General features: G+C 42.8%; 21 protein-coding genes. 1 reads left to right on the top strand and 20 read right to left on the bottom strand.

What is annotated here, in order from left to right; genetic code table 11:
* Window positions 1-76 precede the first annotated feature (76 nt).
* From FD12_RS01290 to FD12_RS01195, 20 genes are read right to left on the bottom strand one after another with little or no spacing between them, the layout of a single operon-like run.
* Window positions 77-868: a tyrosine-protein phosphatase gene (locus tag FD12_RS01290; protein ID WP_054748914.1), complete on the bottom strand. Its 792-nt coding sequence runs from the start codon at window positions 866-868 to the stop codon at window positions 77-79.
* 24 nt (window positions 869-892) lie between these two features.
* The gene (locus FD12_RS01285) at window positions 893-1,948 is read right to left on the bottom strand and encodes an oxidoreductase (RefSeq protein ID WP_054748915.1); all 1,056 of its coding nucleotides are present in this window, start codon (window positions 1,946-1,948) and stop codon (window positions 893-895) included.
* Window positions 1,949-1,965: 17 nt separating this feature from the next.
* The gene (locus tag FD12_RS01280; RefSeq protein ID WP_054748916.1) at window positions 1,966-2,310 is read right to left on the bottom strand and encodes a BMC domain-containing protein; all 345 of its coding nucleotides are present in this window, start codon (window positions 2,308-2,310) and stop codon (window positions 1,966-1,968) included.
* Between the two features lie 30 nt (window positions 2,311-2,340).
* The gene (locus FD12_RS01275; protein ID WP_056981244.1) at window positions 2,341-3,525 is read right to left on the bottom strand and encodes an acetate/propionate family kinase; all 1,185 of its coding nucleotides are present in this window, start codon (window positions 3,523-3,525) and stop codon (window positions 2,341-2,343) included.
* Between the two features lie 29 nt (window positions 3,526-3,554).
* A complete protein-coding gene (locus FD12_RS01270) occupies window positions 3,555-4,676 on the bottom strand; it encodes a 1-propanol dehydrogenase PduQ (protein ID WP_054748917.1) in 1,122 nt (373 codons plus the stop codon).
* Between the two features lie 6 nt (window positions 4,677-4,682).
* Window positions 4,683-6,128 carry an aldehyde dehydrogenase family protein gene (locus FD12_RS01265; RefSeq protein ID WP_056981242.1) on the bottom strand — a complete coding sequence of 482 codons (1,446 nt, stop codon included), beginning with the start codon at window positions 6,126-6,128 and terminating at the stop codon, window positions 4,683-4,685.
* Window positions 6,129-6,131: 3 nt separating this feature from the next.
* Window positions 6,132-6,614 carry a GlcG/HbpS family heme-binding protein gene (locus tag FD12_RS01260; RefSeq protein ID WP_054748918.1) on the bottom strand — a complete coding sequence of 161 codons (483 nt, stop codon included), beginning with the start codon at window positions 6,612-6,614 and terminating at the stop codon, window positions 6,132-6,134.
* Window positions 6,615-6,620: 6 nt separating this feature from the next.
* Window positions 6,621-7,196: a cob(I)yrinic acid a,c-diamide adenosyltransferase gene (locus FD12_RS01255; RefSeq protein WP_056981240.1), complete on the bottom strand. Its 576-nt coding sequence runs from the start codon at window positions 7,194-7,196 to the stop codon at window positions 6,621-6,623.
* A gap of 18 nt (window positions 7,197-7,214) precedes the next feature.
* Complete coding sequence (locus FD12_RS01250; protein WP_275453021.1) at window positions 7,215-7,478, bottom strand: EutN/CcmL family microcompartment protein; 264 nt, start codon at window positions 7,476-7,478, stop codon at window positions 7,215-7,217.
* Window positions 7,466-7,969 (bottom strand): PduM family microcompartment protein, encoded by a 504-nt coding sequence (pduM, locus tag FD12_RS01245; RefSeq protein ID WP_054748921.1) that lies wholly within the window; start codon window positions 7,967-7,969, stop codon window positions 7,466-7,468. The genes FD12_RS01250 and pduM overlap by 13 nt, the downstream gene beginning before the upstream one ends.
* 34 nt (window positions 7,970-8,003) lie before the next feature.
* Window positions 8,004-8,639: a phosphate propanoyltransferase gene (pduL, locus tag FD12_RS01240; RefSeq protein ID WP_054748930.1), complete on the bottom strand. Its 636-nt coding sequence runs from the start codon at window positions 8,637-8,639 to the stop codon at window positions 8,004-8,006.
* 38 nt (window positions 8,640-8,677) lie between these two features.
* A complete protein-coding gene (locus tag FD12_RS01235; RefSeq protein ID WP_275453022.1) occupies window positions 8,678-8,962 on the bottom strand; it encodes a BMC domain-containing protein in 285 nt (94 codons plus the stop codon).
* Between the two features lie 17 nt (window positions 8,963-8,979).
* Window positions 8,980-9,633, bottom strand: coding sequence for a BMC domain-containing protein (locus FD12_RS01230; RefSeq protein WP_054748923.1), 654 nt, complete (start codon window positions 9,631-9,633; stop codon window positions 8,980-8,982).
* Window positions 9,634-9,650: 17 nt separating this feature from the next.
* Window positions 9,651-10,004 carry a glycerol dehydratase reactivase beta/small subunit family protein gene (locus FD12_RS01225; RefSeq protein ID WP_054748924.1) on the bottom strand — a complete coding sequence of 118 codons (354 nt, stop codon included), beginning with the start codon at window positions 10,002-10,004 and terminating at the stop codon, window positions 9,651-9,653.
* Between the two features lie 3 nt (window positions 10,005-10,007).
* Window positions 10,008-11,837, bottom strand: a complete 1,830-nt coding sequence (locus FD12_RS01220) for a diol dehydratase reactivase subunit alpha (RefSeq protein WP_056981237.1) — start codon at window positions 11,835-11,837, stop codon at window positions 10,008-10,010.
* A gap of 21 nt (window positions 11,838-11,858) precedes the next feature.
* Window positions 11,859-12,383 carry a diol dehydratase small subunit gene (locus FD12_RS01215; protein WP_054748925.1) on the bottom strand — a complete coding sequence of 175 codons (525 nt, stop codon included), beginning with the start codon at window positions 12,381-12,383 and terminating at the stop codon, window positions 11,859-11,861.
* Window positions 12,384-12,407: 24 nt separating this feature from the next.
* On the bottom strand, window positions 12,408-13,103 hold the full coding sequence (locus FD12_RS01210; RefSeq protein WP_054748926.1) for a propanediol/glycerol family dehydratase medium subunit: 696 nt from the start codon (window positions 13,101-13,103) through the stop codon (window positions 12,408-12,410).
* A gap of 25 nt (window positions 13,104-13,128) precedes the next feature.
* A complete protein-coding gene (locus FD12_RS01205; protein ID WP_054748927.1) occupies window positions 13,129-14,805 on the bottom strand; it encodes a propanediol/glycerol family dehydratase large subunit in 1,677 nt (558 codons plus the stop codon).
* An 18-nt stretch (window positions 14,806-14,823) separates the two neighbouring features.
* On the bottom strand, window positions 14,824-15,648 hold the full coding sequence (pduB, locus tag FD12_RS01200) for a propanediol utilization microcompartment protein PduB (protein WP_082622121.1): 825 nt from the start codon (window positions 15,646-15,648) through the stop codon (window positions 14,824-14,826).
* A gap of 42 nt (window positions 15,649-15,690) precedes the next feature.
* Window positions 15,691-15,993 carry a BMC domain-containing protein gene (locus FD12_RS01195; protein ID WP_008857428.1) on the bottom strand — a complete coding sequence of 101 codons (303 nt, stop codon included), beginning with the start codon at window positions 15,991-15,993 and terminating at the stop codon, window positions 15,691-15,693.
* A 312-nt stretch (window positions 15,994-16,305) separates the two neighbouring features.
* Between FD12_RS01195 and FD12_RS01190 the strand changes: the two genes are divergently transcribed.
* Complete coding sequence (locus tag FD12_RS01190; protein ID WP_056981235.1) at window positions 16,306-17,424, top strand: helix-turn-helix domain-containing protein; 1,119 nt, start codon at window positions 16,306-16,308, stop codon at window positions 17,422-17,424.
* Window positions 17,425-17,576: the final 152 nt, after the last annotated feature.

Raw genomic sequence — 17,576 nt, 5'->3', positions numbered from 1 at the left:
GAAAAACTTGTCGTCACAAGTTTTTCTACTCTCAGTTTAGGAGGTATGTCCCAGCCACATTTTTATGATCACTTTTTTATTCAAGATAAATATTTCTCAGTCTTTCACAATCCGAATCTGACAGCTTAACGACATCCCTTAAGTACGCCTGGATACCGCCAAATTCATAATTAATCAGGGTCATCGCCTGATCATAATAATCAATCGAAACCGATGATAAGTCCCGCAGTGATGCCATAAACGATCGGTTCATATGAGCCTTTTTAGCTAACGCAATCCGGTGATTAATTCTGGGAACCGAAAGTTCGTTGGTTAGCAGATAATCAGCCTGAATGACTTCCTGCGACACCCCGAGAACATTGAGCAACAAAATCGTCATCATCCCGGTTCGATCTTTTCCTGCCGAGCAATGGAAGAGAACGGTTTCATTTTCACCGTGACTTTCCAAATAGGAAAAGAATCGTTGGTAGGCTTGCTGCGGTTGTGAATTAACCACCAATCGTCGATAAGCATAAAGCATCCGCAAATACCCACTACGGGGATTGCTCGAATAAGCTTTCTGCAACCGTTGATTGGTTGTCCGACTCTCAGTCTCGTCGTCATCAAACAGCGGCAAGTGAAGAAATTTCATTTGCGTGGGAATTTGATCCGGAAATTGCTTGCGTTCCGCATTTGACCGTAAATCAACGTCCACCGTAATGCCGTAATCAAGCAAGGTTTGCTGGTCATTCTCAGACAACTCTGATAAATCCCCCGCCCTGACGAGCTTACGCCACTTGAGTTTTCGGCCATCAACAGTTGGGTAACCACCGAGATCACGAATATTGACACTATGTGCTACTTCGATATGTCGATTAGTCGCCACCATTTTCAGACCTCCAAAAGCTTCAGATTAGTTTGGCCAAACATTGCTGTAAGGAACGCCACCGGTAATGGGTGCCCCCAAGTGCGATTGACCAGTTGCCAATTCTTCGGGCCACATTGGATCCATAAACAGCTTACTGCCAACGGCCAACATGTCCGCGTGGGCATCTTCCAAGTTCTGCGGAGAATTCAATGCACCTGCCACCATTAATGGTAAGTCGCCAACGGCTTTTCTGAAGATGTCTGGAATGGCAAAGCTTTGCAGCTTATCGCTGGTCAACGGCAACTGATTGTATTGCCGCAATGACAAACTCAAGTAATCAATGCCAATTTCCTTTAGCACCATCGCCAGCATCAAATTGTCCTTGAGGGTCAACCCGCCAGCTTCAATTTCTTCAGGCGAGAGCCGGTAACCAATAATGAACGGTTTATCAGCCAACTGTTTGGCAACCGCCTTTACTTGGTTAACCAAGAAGATTGGAAACTTCATTCGGTTGGCTAAGGAACCACCAAACGAATCTTCCCGCTGGTTCGAAAGTGGAGACATAAATTGCTGGAGCAAAAATGTATTCGCCCCGTGTAATTCAATCCCATCAAAACCAGCTTGGATTGCTCGTCTGGTTGCAGCGGCAAATTCATCAATAATGTCGCTAATTTCTTCAGCAGTCAATTCTTTTGGCATGGCCACGTGACCATGGGTGGCTTTAATGGCACTTGGCGCCACAACTTCGTGGCCCTGCGTAATGTGCTCATTAGTCATCCGGCCAGCGTGAACCAGTTGCAAAATCGCCTTACTGCCACTATCATGAATGGTTTCTGCCAACTTGGTTAGGCCAGGAATCTTCTTATCATCAGCGGCGCTCACCGAGCCGTAATCCGTATTCCCAGACGGTGAAACGTAAGCTGATCCAACAATATCCATTCCAACTTTTTGAGCATGCTGCTGATGAAAAACGATATCGTTAAGACTCACACTGCCATCAAATAAGGATGACTGAATATTCAACGGGGCGAGAACGATCCGATTATTCAATTTGAAATCTTTCTTGATTTGATAATCATTCAAAATTTGTTGTAATTGCATAATGCTGTTCTCCACCTTTACGTTCTTGTGATTTTTGGAATATCAAAGTCCAACAGATCGTGAAGCTTTTCAACTACTGCTTTGAGTGCTGATTCTACTTCTGAAACTTCGCCGATTATGACCACTGAACCACTAAATCGATCAATGAATCCAAGGGTTACATTGCTTGATTTGGTGGCAATATCACCCGCAATAATTGATGCTTCACTTGGCGTAATTGTCAAAATTCCAATGGCATCCCGATGAGCCTGCAGTCCGAGCTTCTCATAAATATCAGGCGTAGGATTGGCAACAATGTGGGCCAGGGTCACCTGTTTACCAGGAACGTATTCTTGAATGCTCCGTTCAATATCTCTAGCCATTTTTACCACCCCATCCTGTTTTTCATCTGTTCAGCCGATTACTTTAGCCGTTTCCCGAGCAATAATTAACTCTTCATCGGTTGGAATAACCACAACTTTCACTTTGCTATCTGAAGTTTGGATTTCAATATCATTTGCTTGATTCTTTGCATCGTCGATCTTGATTCCTAAATATTCAAGCCCTTCACAAACCCGGGCTCTAATCGGAGCAGAATGTTCGCCAACCCCGGCGGTAAAGGATAAGACCTTCAAGCCACCAAGATCTGTGGTATAAGCACCAATAAATTGTTGAATTTGATGGACATAAACATCAAGTGCCAATTTAGCCCGCTGATTGCCTTCAGCTTCCGCCTTCAAAACATCCCGAATATCGTTAGATACCCCTGAAATTCCTAAGACACCAGATTCATGGTTCAGCATGCTTCTGACGTCTTCAGAATCCAGATGCTCCTTTTCTTCAAGGAATGGTAAAATTTCTGGGTCAATATCACCTGAACGGGTTCCCATCACCAGTCCAGCCAGTGGGGTAAAGCCCATTGAAGTGTTAACCGATCGACCATCCTTGATTGCACAGATGCTGGCGCCATTTCCCAAATGACAGGAGATAAGTTTGTCAGCAACTTGTTCGCCAAACCGATCACGGACAACGCTATAAATATATTGATGTGATTGGCCGTGGAATCCATATCGCCGGATCCCATATTTTTCAATATATTTGTACGGTAAGGCGTATGTGTAGGCCTTTGGTGGCATTGTACTGTGAAACGACGTATCGAACACGGCAACTTCTCGCGCTTCCGGTAACAATTTTTCAAAGGCTTCAATTCCTAACAAATTAGCCGGATTGTGCAAGGGAGAAAGCACTGACAATTCAGAAATTCGCTTGGCAACATCATCGTTGATCTCAACGGATTGGGTGTAATAACTACCGCCATGAGAGACCCGATGACCAATTCCAACGATTTCTGACTTATCTTTGATTACACCGCTTTCATTCAACGCTTGGATAACGAGCTCAGTTGCTTCCGTGTGATCTTTAACCGATTCGGTGGTGTTGTGTTTAGCGCCATCTTCCGTCTGGTAAGTAAAGACCGCATCGTGATGACCAATTCGATCAACCATTCCGTGAATCAGAACCTGCTCATCAGGCATCAAATACAGCTTGAACTTCAGCGATGAACTACCAGCGTTGATTGCAAGAATTTTCTCTACCATACTGTGCTTCCTCTCTGTCTCTAATTTAATTATTTGATGACTTTGTCGTAAATTGCTTTCAAATCATCATCAGTTGGTACGACAGGATTTCCTGGGAAAGTACCGTCCTTCTTTGCATCAGCAACCACAACGTCTGTCTTCTTTTCGGCTTCTGCTGGGTCGATTCCGAATGCCCGTAAGGTTTGTGGGCAATCCATTTGAACCATCATTTGACGAATCTTAGCAGCAATTCGTTGAACGGCAATTCGATCACTCATTCCTTGTGATACCAAGCCGGTCTTCTTGATGGCAGCACCGTACTTGTGCAAGGCTTCTTCTGAATGACTGGCATTGTATTCAACAACGTGTGGCAAGAGCATTGCGCAAGCCAAGCCATGCGGAACATGGAAGTTGGCACCCAATTGATGGGCAAGTGAGTGGCAAATTCCCAAGCCGGCATTGTTGAAAGCAATTCCGGCTGCACACGAAGCTTCGTGAACAATCTTGCGGGCAGCTTCATTATCACCGTGCTTGTAGCATTCTACCAAGTTGTGGGTGATCACATCGATTCCCTTTTCAGCCAAAGCATCGGTAATGGTATTGGCATCTCGAGAAACCAACGACTCAAGCGAGTGGGTCAAAACGTCCAATCCTGAGAAGGCGGTGACACTCTTTGGTGCGGTCATCACGAGCTTAGGATCAAGCAAGGCCACATCCGGAATCAAGTAGTCTTTTATAATTGGCATTTTCGTGTGATTCTTTGTATCGGAAACCACACTGGTGTTAGTTACTTCTGAACCGGTTCCACTTGTCGTTGGAATGGCAATGAATTCATCAATCTTGTGCTGATAAACTTTTTCACCAAAGAAACGAATCGCTTTTCCAGTATCAATAGCTGAGCCACCGCCAATTCCAATCATCACATTAGGCTTAACTTTACCGAATTGTTCAACACCTTCCATGATGTTATCCAAAGGTGGATCAGGCTTAACATCAGAAAAGATTGAAACATCATTGTTACCGTCAACTTCGCCCTTAATCTTGTCTAAGGTTGGGGTATTTGGCAAAAACGCATCACAAACCATTAAAATCTTTTTGCCTTTTAAGGTCTGCAGCCAGTCTAAGCTATCATTACCCGAGTAAATTTTAGTTGGAATTCGAATTTCTTCCATCTTGTATTAGACCTCCCATGAACGTAATGAGAATCCTTCTGGGCAATTGAAGCGACGACGACGGGTAAATGTCTTGGCAGTTGTTGTTCCTTCACCAGTTGGGGTAGCAATCGTCAATGCAGCGTCTCCACTCCAGTAACCGTTATCACCAACACCGGTTGCGCAGTATGTTGGTCCATTGGCAACAAAGATTGACGTATTCATTCGATGAGCTGCCTTGTTGATATGAGGAATGTTTTCTGAGTGAATTGAAGCAGTATGATGGTTACCCATTTCAACTTCAACCGCAGTCTTCAAAACATCATCAAATGTTGGGCAGGAAACAATCGGCAATAATGGCATTAACATTTCAGTCTTTACCAATGGGTGATCTTTATTAGCTTCAAAGATCACAACGGTTGGGTGGCCTGTGTATGATACACCAGCTTCGTCCAAGATGAACGTTGCATCTTTACCAACAAATTTACGATCAGGGGCACCATTTTCTTGAATGGTCATATGAGCAATTTCATCAATCTTACTCTGATCCTTCAGCAAGAAGGCACCGTCATTTTGCATTTTTTCAATGAGTTGATCCTTAACATCGGCTTGGACAACAACTTCTTTTTCAGCGGTACACAAAATGTTGTTATCAAATCCACATGAAGTAATGATGTCATGAGCTGCCAAATCAAGATCGGCAGTATCGTCAACCATGGCAGGTGGATTACCAGCGCCGGCACCAATTGCTTTTTTACCACTAATTAATGCTTGGTGAACAACGGCAGGACCACCGGTTACGGCCAACATATCAACATCTGGATGGTGCATCATTTGTTGAACCGATTCAATGGATGGCGTTGCCAACGAAACAACCAAGTTCCGAAGACCCGTTGCTTTGTATACGAATTCATTTAAGTGCTCGATCATCCAACGAGTGATGTTCTTAGCACCTGGATGAGCACCAAAGAATAAGACATTTCCACCGGAAAGCATCATGATGGAATTGTTGATAACCGTTTCACCAGGATTTGTACTTGGGCCAACGCCACCGATAACGCCAAATGGTGTGTACTCATACATGATCATCCCGCCATCGCCAGTTTCAACATCTGGCTTCAAAATCTCGGGGCCAGCAGTGTTGTACAAGGCATTCTTCAGCTTTGTTTCCTTGGCTTCAACAGTCCCCATTCCGGTTTCATCCCGAGTTGCCTGGGCAATGTAGTGAATCTTTGGCCCAAAGCCATCTTTAATTGCTTGAATGACCTTTTCACGAAATGCCATTGGCTTGTCAGCGTAAATTTCTTGAGCTTGTTTTGCAGCTGCAATCGCTTCATCAACAGTTTCAAAAATTCCGTTTCCCAAGCCTGTGGGTTGTGCTTCATCATTATTATCAGAACCAGATTGCGATTGACCGCTTAATTCTTCTTTTAGAATTCTTCTGATTGCTTCTTCAATATTCTGTTCTTGCATATCTCACATACGCTCCTTAGAAAATTCTTGAACGGCTGCTTCGCAAATGGCTTGATCTTCTTCGATTAAGCCACCACTACAACCGATAGCACCAATCATCTGTCCATCTTCGATAAGTGGAATGCCCCCTGGGAATGAGACGAGCTTTCCATCAAGCATCGTTTCCATCTGATATAAAGGACCACCAGGTTGAATATCTTTGCTAATGTCCTTCGTTGGTTCTTTCATCGCAATGGCAGACCATGCTTTCTTTGGCGCTAATGTGGAGCTAACCAAATTTGCATTTGGCATATGGTACAACATTTGAACAGTTGTCGTAATATCCATAATGCAAATTGTGACTCCAACGTGTAATTCGTCTGCCTTAGCAACAGCTGCGTCGATTACTTTTTCCATCTTATGGCGATCAAATGCATTTGAAGCGGTTGCATTTGATCCCTTAGATAAAACTTCTTTTACGATTTGATTGATTTGTTCTTTATCCATGGTCATTTACCCTTCTATCGCTTTACAGTACCGTTGAACAACCTTCTCGATAACCGTTTCCAGATAGTCCTGATGGTCTTCCGAACGGGCCATAATATACATGAAATCAGAGAGTCGGTTAACATATCTCTCGATTTCCGGTCTGACGGGATTAACCTTCATAAACGCGACCAGTTGGCGTTCAGCTCTTCTGCATACTGTTCGACAAACATGAAGTTGAGCACCGGCGAGACTCGAACCCGGTAAAATGAAACTGTTAACTTTAGGTAACTGAGCAGTATATTCATCAATGATTGACTCAAGGTAATGAACATCATCATCCGTTATAATTCTACTTTTGGATCGAAATTTTTCAGCATCCTTAGTGGCAATTTCTCCCTGCAGGAAAAACATTCGGTATTCAACTCGCTGCAAGATTTTCTTGTTGCGCTCGCTAATACAAAACTTATCAGCCAGTGAAATGTTGGCGTTCAGTTCATCAAATGTTCCATAAGTTGAGACCCGCAAAGAGTCTTTAGATACTCGCTCGCCGTCAAAAAGGCTTGTTGATCCTTTATCGCCGCCCTTTGTGTAAATGGCCATTTAAAATCCCTTCTTTTTTCATTTGTCGAATCGATCAATAATTCCTACAATCGAACAATCATTTACATCGTTTTGGACTTGACTGACCGTAGCTCGTCTTGCACCGGCGCCACGTACTAATAGTACATATTCGCCAATTCCGGCTCCAACTGTATCAGCAGCGACTTCTTCGGACTTCGTAGGCTTGCCTTCAGAATCAACTGGCTGAACAATCATTAGTTTTCGGCCAACCAATGAACGATCTTTTTGGGTAGCTACGACGCTCCCCATTACTCGTGCCATATACAATTTTCATCAGTCCTCATCTGTATTATCATTTGTTTAAGCTGACTAATTTGTTCAGCCTCACCTGTAAGCTTTTGATTTGGAGTTACAACAACAATTGATTTATCCGGCAGCGTAGCAAGATCTGAACGACTGATTGCCTTCTGATAAAATGAAGTGACCGCCCGTTTTTGATCAACGACAAATGATACAGGCCAATCTAACAACATTTTTTTCGGAATAAAGTTGACCATTGATGAACTAATCTGAAAAGTAAAGTTTACTTGGAAACTAATGCCCTGTAATATCCACTTTGTCCAGGGATCATCCAGATTAAGCCGATAAATGTTGGCCATCAACGGAATTGTCACATTATCAATGGTCACATTGGCATAATCTGTATAAACACCCTTGTCAGGTACCGAGCCCTCGCTGGAATAATCAACTTCGTAAGATTGGTGTTCGCGCTGCCTTATTTTAGCCAGTACTTGCTCAACAATATGATCCATTTTGGCCACCAACCTTCATTGTTTATTCAAAACCTTAATTTTCCTTTGGGAGAATGATGTGTCCAACCGTATCGTCACGGACATTGGCTGCACTAGCCTCATCAGTATCAAGATGCATTTCCAGAACAAAATCTTTACGTGGTCGGCAAACAACGTCATCATACGTTGTCCGGCGATCTTGAGATTCGATTTGAACGGAAACAATGTCTCCCATTTTGACACCGAATCGCTTAGCATCATCCAAGCTCATGTGAATATGACGCTTGGCCACAATGACTCCTTGAACACTTATTTCGGCATCCGGTGTTTGAATCTTAACTGAAGGAGTGCCGTCTAAGTGACCTGACAAACGGATTGGGGCATCAATGCCAAGACCGAAACATTCTGAACGGGCAATTTCAACTTGTGAATGTGAACGAACGGGTCCAAGAACTCGAACGTGTTCAATTGTGCCAGTCGGGCCGATAATATTTGCAGTCTGCTCGGTGGCAAATTCACCTGGTTGCTTCAATTGCTTCTTAATCTTCATCTTTTGACCAGGATAAAGCTTATCAAAATCTTCTTGGCTTAAGTGAATATGATGATTTGATACACCAATTGGGACCCGATATGGATCTGTTTGTTCACTAATCACTTGGCGGATTAATTGCCGGATCTTATCTTCACTAATTTCCATAAATTACTAACCGTCCTTATATTGAATTTGAATTATTTTTTGTCAATATTTGGCAAGATACCTTCAACTTCTGAATGTGGACGAGGAATAACGAATGAAGTTAATACTTCACCAACGTTTTCTGCGGCAGAAACCCCAGCATCAACGGCAGCTTTAACGGCACCAACATCACCACGGACCATAACAGTTACCAATCCACTACCAATCTTCTCTTGGCCGATTAAAACAACATTGGCTGCTTTAACCATTGCATCGGCTGCTTCAATAGAGCCAACTAATCCTTTTGTTTCAATCATTCCGAGTGCGTTATTCATAATAAATTCCTCCTATTTACCTACTTCTTAGTTTGTTTTCGAGATGTTCGTCGAGTATTCGGCCGTTTAGTACGAGAAGCCTGACTTGCAGGCTTGGCAGCTGGTTTAGACCCAGTTGACTTAGGCGTTGCAGCTTTAGTCGTAGTAGTTGGCTTACTGTCAGTCTTCTCGGCAGGCTTAGGAGCCGCTTTAACTTCGGGCTTTGCCTCAGCCTTCTTAGACGAATCAGTACCACTGGTCTTCTTAGTCGTTGAGCTTGGATGCTCACCGCCATTGGAACCGCCATCTTTTGGACCATTGTCTTTTGGCCCGCCATTAGTAGCTGGTCCGCCATCCGGTCCATCATCGTCTGGGCCATCGTCATTGGAATCATCGTATTCAGTTGCGGCATCAAATTTGCTCTTAATGGCATCATTTTTGCCCAACTCGCTAATTCCAGGTGCTGGATTGGCAATCACCATTGATCCAGCAACCCGATCGCCCATTTCACCCTTGCCAGCATCAATCGCTGCTTCAACGGCAGCCACATCGCCGGTCACGGAAACGGTAATCCAACCATTACCTTTTGTATTCTCAAGAAACTTTAACTGAACTTGAGCAGTTTTAAGCATTCTATCAGCAGCAACGATTGCACCAGACAGACCCTCGACTTCAAGATATCCAATTGATTCCATAAATCACTCACCTGTCCTTATTTCTTAAATGGTACTCCCTTGACCAATCTTGCAGCATTGGCACCAATCTTTCTGATATTTGTCGGATTGTCGATAGGAACCACAAAAAGTGGTTCATTCGGTTTTAAATTTTTGTAATGAACCACAATTTGTTGATCGTCAAACGAAATGCCAACCGATAACCGTGAGGCCACTGCCGCTTGATAAGCTCTATCTACTGCCGAATCGGAACTTTCTACGTGCATCGTCTGGAAAGGAATTTGTTCCTCTTCAATCCCATTCACCATTGGTTCCAAATTGTCAGGAAGCTTGTTATTCAATTTGCTGGGCAAAGCTATAAAAATTGCTGGTTTATCGTTATCGATTGCCATGCGTTATCCTCTTTTCTCGCTCGCATACGAAAGAATTAACCCTGTTGCAACGGCATTCCGTGGTCCTTCAATGCCTCGGACATTTCCTCGGCCGGCAACCAAGTTGTAATGCGACAACGCGTCGGTTACCAGTTGTGGAATTTCAAAGTCCAGTGCAGAACCACCAACCAAAACAACAAATGGAATGTCACGGATGTTACCAGTTGGACTTACATGTTTCAAAGCACGAATTGCGTTTGTCACAAAGACGCGCTTCTTGGCAGTTTGTCGTACCAGCTTAACCTTTTCAATTCCCAGATTACCTGGAAGAGGCTCGTAACCATTTGGCTTAATTGCCACAACTCTGGCAAACAAGTCAGCTGGCAACGGCTTCTCAAAGAATTGAACGGATCCGTCTTCATGTCGCAGCTGGAAGAGATTCTCAACTTTTGCTAATGGATATCGCTTAATATCTTCGGCAAGGTAAATATCATCTAAGCCAAGTTCAGAGTTGATAATCATTGAAACCATATCGCCAGCACCTGCCAAGTGAATTGCAACCTTCTGGTCCTCTTTGTTGATAATCGAGGCATCGGTTGAACCGGCACCCAAGTCCAGAATTGCCATTGGCTTGTTGGTTCCTGGCGTGGTCAAAGCACCTAAGATAGCTGCTTCAGCCTCGGCACCACCAATTTCAACCGGTACATGCAATTCATTTTCAATGAGATTAGCAATAATTTGCATTTGCAAGTGATCTGATTTAACCATTGCAGCAATTCCGACAGCCTGTTCCATCGAGAATTCACCGGCAAGCCCACCAGTTACTTTCACAGGAACAGATGTGTTAACTGCCAGTAAATCTTGGATGGCGATATCTTGGTTTTGCTTATCAGTTAAGTTAGCCATTGTTTGGCGAACCTTTTCAAGCATTCCCCCGACATTCGTTCCAGATTTACCTGTAATGTCATCAATTGAATCAAACTCATTGACCGTCTTCATAATTGCTTCGGCACCTGCGGCAACATCCACCTGAGCTTTACCCTTGTTACCATTAATGTAAACGGTACCTGCAGGGATCACCCGGGCCTTGACATCACCCTTTGGCGTCTTAATCACAACTGCTGAACGGTTTCCAATCAAAGCACGGGCAACTGGGACAATATTCTTGGTTTCCTCTGATGTCAGTCCAAATAGCGTTGCAATACCATATGGATTGGACAACTGAGAAATAACTTGGCCCTGGGGTGCCACTTCAACGGCAGCTAACATTCCAACTGGCACTTTATCAATTCCAGCAACTTCATCCACAATTGGAATCTTATGTGCAAGTCGATTATCAACTAACACACCGTCATCACTTTGTAGAATTGCCGCCGTGATATGGAACCCTGACTCTGCATAAGCATCAATTAATTTAGCTGCATCCGCAAAGTCAACTTCTTTGGGAATTAATACAATGTAATTGCGAGAACGGTCAGTCTGATGAAGAAGGTCAACCAATCCAATCGTGTACCCAATGCCCGTTCCAACACCGCCTGGAGTACCGGGATTATGACCGATCATCGTTGACTCGGTAATAATCGTTTCGGTAATCGTCTCCATCGCAACGTCACCAATTACTGGTGTCGCTTCATTGATTCTAATTAAATCAACAGACGATAGATCGGTGTGAGTGGACTTTAACACAGAATTAATTGAATCTCTTACCCCAATTAAGTTTTGCTTTGTTCCTTTGATTCCAGTGGTAGCTGCAATTCCAGAACCTATGAATTTCGCCTCGCCACTATCAGAAACATCAGCCAAAGCAACCTCAGTTGAGGAATTACCAATATCAACACCAATCACACGTGTCATGTTAAAACCCCTAACTAGTTATTAATTGTCGCCCTTTAACTTCTTGTGTTTTTCGTAATTTTCAGCAGCTTCTTTAAACCAATTTGCACAAATTGGTGCATTATATTTGGTCTTAAGCTCCTCCGAAATGTTCAACAAGTCCTGTTTACTTGAACGGAATGGTCGTAATGCCCCATACATTTCAAGAACACGGTCATCAGGAACACCAGTTAGTTCTGCGGCACGCTGGAAGTTCTTTTGAATCTGGGTTCTACCAGCTTCAGCAGCCAACTTACCTTGTAATCTAAGGGTTGATGGTGCGATACGTAATTCTTTTGAATCGATTTTATTATCAACAATATCTTGGAATGTAATGTCTTTAACAGGTTTGCCACCTGGTGACTTGATCATTTCAGGATGATTCTTGAACAATGGAAAGTCTTTTGCAGTCAAATCAGGATCTGAGCTGCTTGAGTTAGTGGTAGCTGTTGCAGTACTGCTGCCGCCATTTCCATCAGTTTTTAACTGTGACATGATCTTAGCAACTAAATCGTCTACTTCGCTCATCGATAATGCCTCCTGTCTTTCTAATTAATTAAAGTTAACTTCGATTTGATCAGCTGGCTTACCAACAACCACTTGTTTAGTTTCTTTAATGTGCATCAAAGCTGCAAGTGCTTGATAAGTTGGTCGTGACATCTGATCATTAACTGTTGGAACTGGATTAGGGGACATTCCCTTAGCATATTGAGCCGCATTCTTACCAATTGCCCGATACGTGTCAAGTGTCAAAACTGGTGCTTGTGGGAACAATTCCAAGTTGTTCAAAGGATCTTGATCCTTCTGGTGAATGATCGTGGTTCCTTTAGATTGAATCGCAACCGCAATTCCAGATCCTGATAACTTGTCGGCTTCTGCTGACATGAATGAAACATCAGAAGTACGATATACCTTAATAACTCGAGCCTTTAAACCTTCCTCTTCAATGCCGGCAATGATTTGTCGAAGGACATCTTTATGAGAAAGCTTAACAATCGTTTGGGTCATAATCTCAGCAAATGCTGGGCCTACCGCAATCACAACTTCATCTTTTGAAGTGCCTGGCTTTGCGACCCCAACATGCTTGAACCAGTCAACTGGATGTACTTGGTCTGCTTGTTGTGTTGATGGGGCTTTCGTAGCAGTACTGCCACCGCCAAACGAAATCGGCTTTTCTGCACCTTGAACTTCATTTAAAACGTCGCGAATGATACCTTTGAGTAACGTTTCATCTATTTCTTGACTCACTGCGCTTACCTCCTTCTATAATTGACTAGAACTCAACCTTTTGAGGATCCAAAGCCCATGGAATGTTCTTAATCTTATTCCATTGATCTTTGTCTTCCCATAGACGATATCCAGTACCTGGTCCCATGTAATCGTTATTATCATTAATGGCTGAAATGCAGTTCCAATCTTTGTCGAAGATAGCTGAAGTTTGTAGATAATCTCCACAAATCTTTTGTTGAGCCAATTTGAAGACAGCTTGAGCGACATCATCAAATCCGTGGCTGGCAAGTGCCCGAATAACATCTGAAACCGTTACCCCACGATCCATCAAATCTTGGGCAGCCTTAATATCTCCGGTCATATCACGTTTTGGCATATCATCTGATGTACTACCATAAGTAGCAGCTTCAACTTCTTCATCGGTGATTGCTGGTAATCCTAAGCCATCAAATACGGCTTGAATTGCTTTGGCACCTTTATTACGGATCTTGATGGATTGATCTTCAGTGATTGGTAAAATACTACCATTAACACAAAGGTCACGTTCCATTGTCTCGTAATCATCGTAATCCAAGACATCCATGTTTGATCCGGCAAATGTGTTGTCTGAGTTTTCCTCGGCAGCATATCCAGATGAAATGTAGTCGGTACCTGCAATAAATTGTCCAAGCATTCGAGCAGTTCGACGAATATCTGAGTGAGAGAATGTTTGGTCGTTACTTGATGCACATTCCAAATCCATCATCATGCACATTAAGTTTTCGCCAAGAACTTCACGAATACCACTTGGAACAGCACCTGGGATACCAATACAACTTACAGAACCATTTTGAAGTCCCTGAACACCAGATGCTTTGGTGATATAGATACAACGTGATTCAAGGTAAAGCATTGATTTACCTTCAGTGTAGCCCATCAGAACTTCAGAACCTGAACCTGAACTGAATCGCATCTTCAAGCCACGAGAAGCATAACATGATGCCAAGAATCCTTTGGACCAAGGTGTATCATCACCATCGGTAAAGACTTTATCAGTCCCATAAACTGAAATGGTTTCGGCATATGCGGTAAATCCTCGCATCCCTAATCCTAATTCAACGGCTTCCTCAACAGAACATTGAGTGATAACACCTGGTCGTCCTGATTGTGAACCAACCATAATTGAAATGGCATTTAATGGGGCATAACGAGCAACGGCTGTCGTAGTTTCCAATTCAGGGAAGCCACGCAAAGCAGCTTCAGCAGCATCCGCAGCAATTTCAACTGGGTTATCAAGTGTGTTGGTAACGTGAGCCTGGGTGAATGGTGTCCGACGTGGACGCATCTTTTGAACGGCTTGAATCATTTCACCGAAGTTTAATTTATTAATAACATCTGAAGCTTTCATTGGTGTTAAAGCAGTCGTGACCTTAACAACCTCTGTCCGTGGAACATTTGGATCAATTAACATCTTGGCAATTTCATTGGAATCCATTGCATTTGCCTTTTCAGCATTATCAATGTTGATCCCATATTCTGCGATGTATTGATCAATTAAATCGAAATCAGCTTTTTGCTTACCATCGAGTTCAGTAATTTCCCCATTTTCAATCTTGATACTTGGTTCTGGGTCATTCTTACTGTGCATGGCGACTAATCCTTCGTCGTCCCACTCTTGAACAAAGCCATCCAAATGAACTGGACGTTTCTCTAGCTTTTCAAATCTCTTTTGACGTTTCAATTGTGTTCCTCCTTCCGACTACTTGATGTAGGATGGGAATGCATTAACTGGCTTCTCACCCATGTCACCAAGTAACTTCAGCCCGACTTCTCGTCCGGCCTTGACCGCTTGTCTAACAGCACCAGAATCACCACTAATGTGAACCATACCTTCGTTTGAGAAGCTGGTTCCATGAGCAGGTGATGCAAATGACAAAACATTTACACTAGCTGTTTTAATAGCAGTATCGGCCATCACAACACCAATACCCGCAGGGGCGCCACAAATCAAACCATATGCTTTACCCTCTGGGGCACCAAATGCTGCATGACATGCACCCGCTGCACGAGCGGTGAATTGTAATTCCAAATGCCCTGCATCTGAACTATAAACATCACCGAACGTTGTACTTAAGGTATCCAATGCAACATTAATGGCTGAACGTACATCTGATGGATCATATCCACCAATTAAGATCAATGAACCATGTCCAGCACCGCCCTTAGTATCACGAGGGAGCTCGATATCGATTACTTCAGTGTTTGTAGCTTTAACAGCTTCATCCATGGCCATAATATGTGGACCAGCACCGGTACGAGAACTCAATACACCAAGTACTGAGTATCGCTTAGTTACATGAAGTTGATCTAACAGTAAAGCATCAACACTAGGAATGCACATCCCAATTGTGTCACCGATTTCACGAGTTCCAACTAATTCAGGAACGGCACTAGTAGAGTTTAAGAAATCATTCATTTGAGGTCCTCCTGACGACTTTGATTGATCCTCGCCCTTAACTGAGATGCCTTTTTTCATCATCTCATTAAGGACTTTCTCAACTAACGCATCATTATTTTTATCCATAATCATTACCTACGTAATCATAAATTTTCCTAAATTAACGGTTTACTTTGAAGCAGCCTTCTTTAAATCATCTGGATTTGGGAGAATCTTCTCAACATCCGTATGTGGACGTGGGATTACATAGTTGGAAACAACTTCGCCGATGTTTTCTGCAGCTGATACACCTGCATCAACAGCAGCTTTAACAGCACCAACATCTCCACGAACCATAACAGTTACCAATCCGTGACCGATTTTTTCCTGACCAACTAAGTTCACATTGGCTGCTTTAACCATCGCATCGGCAGCTTCAATGGATGCTACAAGACCTTGAGTCTCAATTAAACCTAAAGCTTCTTGTTCCATGTGAAATTCCTCCTAAGTGTGTTGAACCAGTCTCTCGGTTCGCGAAATTGTGAACTAATAGACTAATTCAATTGTTTTTGAAAACACTTTCAGTATAAGGAATTTGCATTATGATATCTTAAACAAGTTCATTTTTAAAATGGCAATATTTGAAAACGGTTACACAACAAAAGATAAAATAACAAGAAAGTACTAACTAATTTACCAATTTATCTTGTAATCGAGATTTGATTATCATAAAATTGAATTTAGGTGGAAGCGGTTCCACTATACAAATGTAATTGGCTTCATAAATGATTAGGGGGCACGATAATGATCACCTATTCTCTTGAACAAAAGGACTACCAAACGCTAGCTGAAGCAATCAACACTTTTTCCGGGATTACTCAAATTGACACAGCCTTTTATACCTTGGATGGCCAACTTTTGAAAAATGGGAGTATTTTCCAAAAACCAGAAGATGTCCAGCAAAGCCTCAACGTTTATTCTGATGAGATCTTTTCGATCTTTCCGGTGACAATGAATTACAAACTTTGGGGGCTCGTTATTTGCAATTCTGTCAACGTCTCACAACAGCGAATATCCTTATCAAGAAACTATTTAGAAAACATTATTGGTCAAATATTTGAATCGGATACTGATGTCAAAATTACGGTCTGGGATGCACTTGGAAGTGAAGGCATCTCTGCACTCCGGAACTTTGACACTTACTTAAGAAGTGAAGCGAGCAAAAAAATATCGTCAACACCGGTTGAGTCAATGCCTGCAATCAATGGTGAGAAAACTAGTGAAGCTCATTCGCTTGATGACGATGCTTCCGGCAATATCTATCACAGCCTCGAGGCCTGTCTTAACTACATCAAAGGCAACATTGATCAGACCATTTCACTAGACGAAGTTGCCCAACACGTATTCCTGTCACCATCGTATTTGAGCCGCATATTCAAAAAAACCATGCACGTGAATTTTATTGATTACATCAATAATCAAAAGATCGCCATTGCAGGTGAAAAGCTCTGTTTAAGTAAGTCGCCAGTAAGCCATATCGCTAAACAAATCGGTTTCGCGCAAACCAGCTACTTTACCAAAATTTTCAAGCAGCATACCGGGCTAACCCCTTCCGAATTTAGGCAACGAAACGCTTCAATCCAGAAGATCGTGACAATCCATCGTGACCTAACATGGAAGGATAGCGACAGTGTCTATGATGTTTCCAAGCAATATTTCCAAGATCATAATATTAGCTATTATTCCCAACCCGTCAACGGGTTCCCCTACATCAACAGCATTGCCGGGTTAGCCGATTCTTCGGGTCAACGTGGTTGGATATTTACTGTTGATTGCAAACAACCTAACGCTTCATCGATGTTAGTCCCAGTGGAAGGCAAGTCGGTGATTCAGTGGATTTATACTGAATATCCGGGTGATTGATTATTTTAATGATGATAAACGGGCCTTTAACAGCATTTTTCGCTGGCTGTTGAAGGCTTTTTATTTTGAGATCATACGGCTAAAACGTGCCTCAAGAGGCTGACGCTTGTATATTAGAAGTATCAGTAAGGTAACAGCAAAATGTACTAAAC

Source organism: Lentilactobacillus rapi DSM 19907 = JCM 15042, from assembly GCF_001436255.1.
Classification (GTDB): Bacteria; Bacillota; Bacilli; order Lactobacillales; family Lactobacillaceae; genus Lentilactobacillus; species Lentilactobacillus rapi.
The sequence above is the reverse complement of the archived record's forward strand: the minus strand, read 5'-3'. Positions and strand labels throughout refer to the sequence as shown.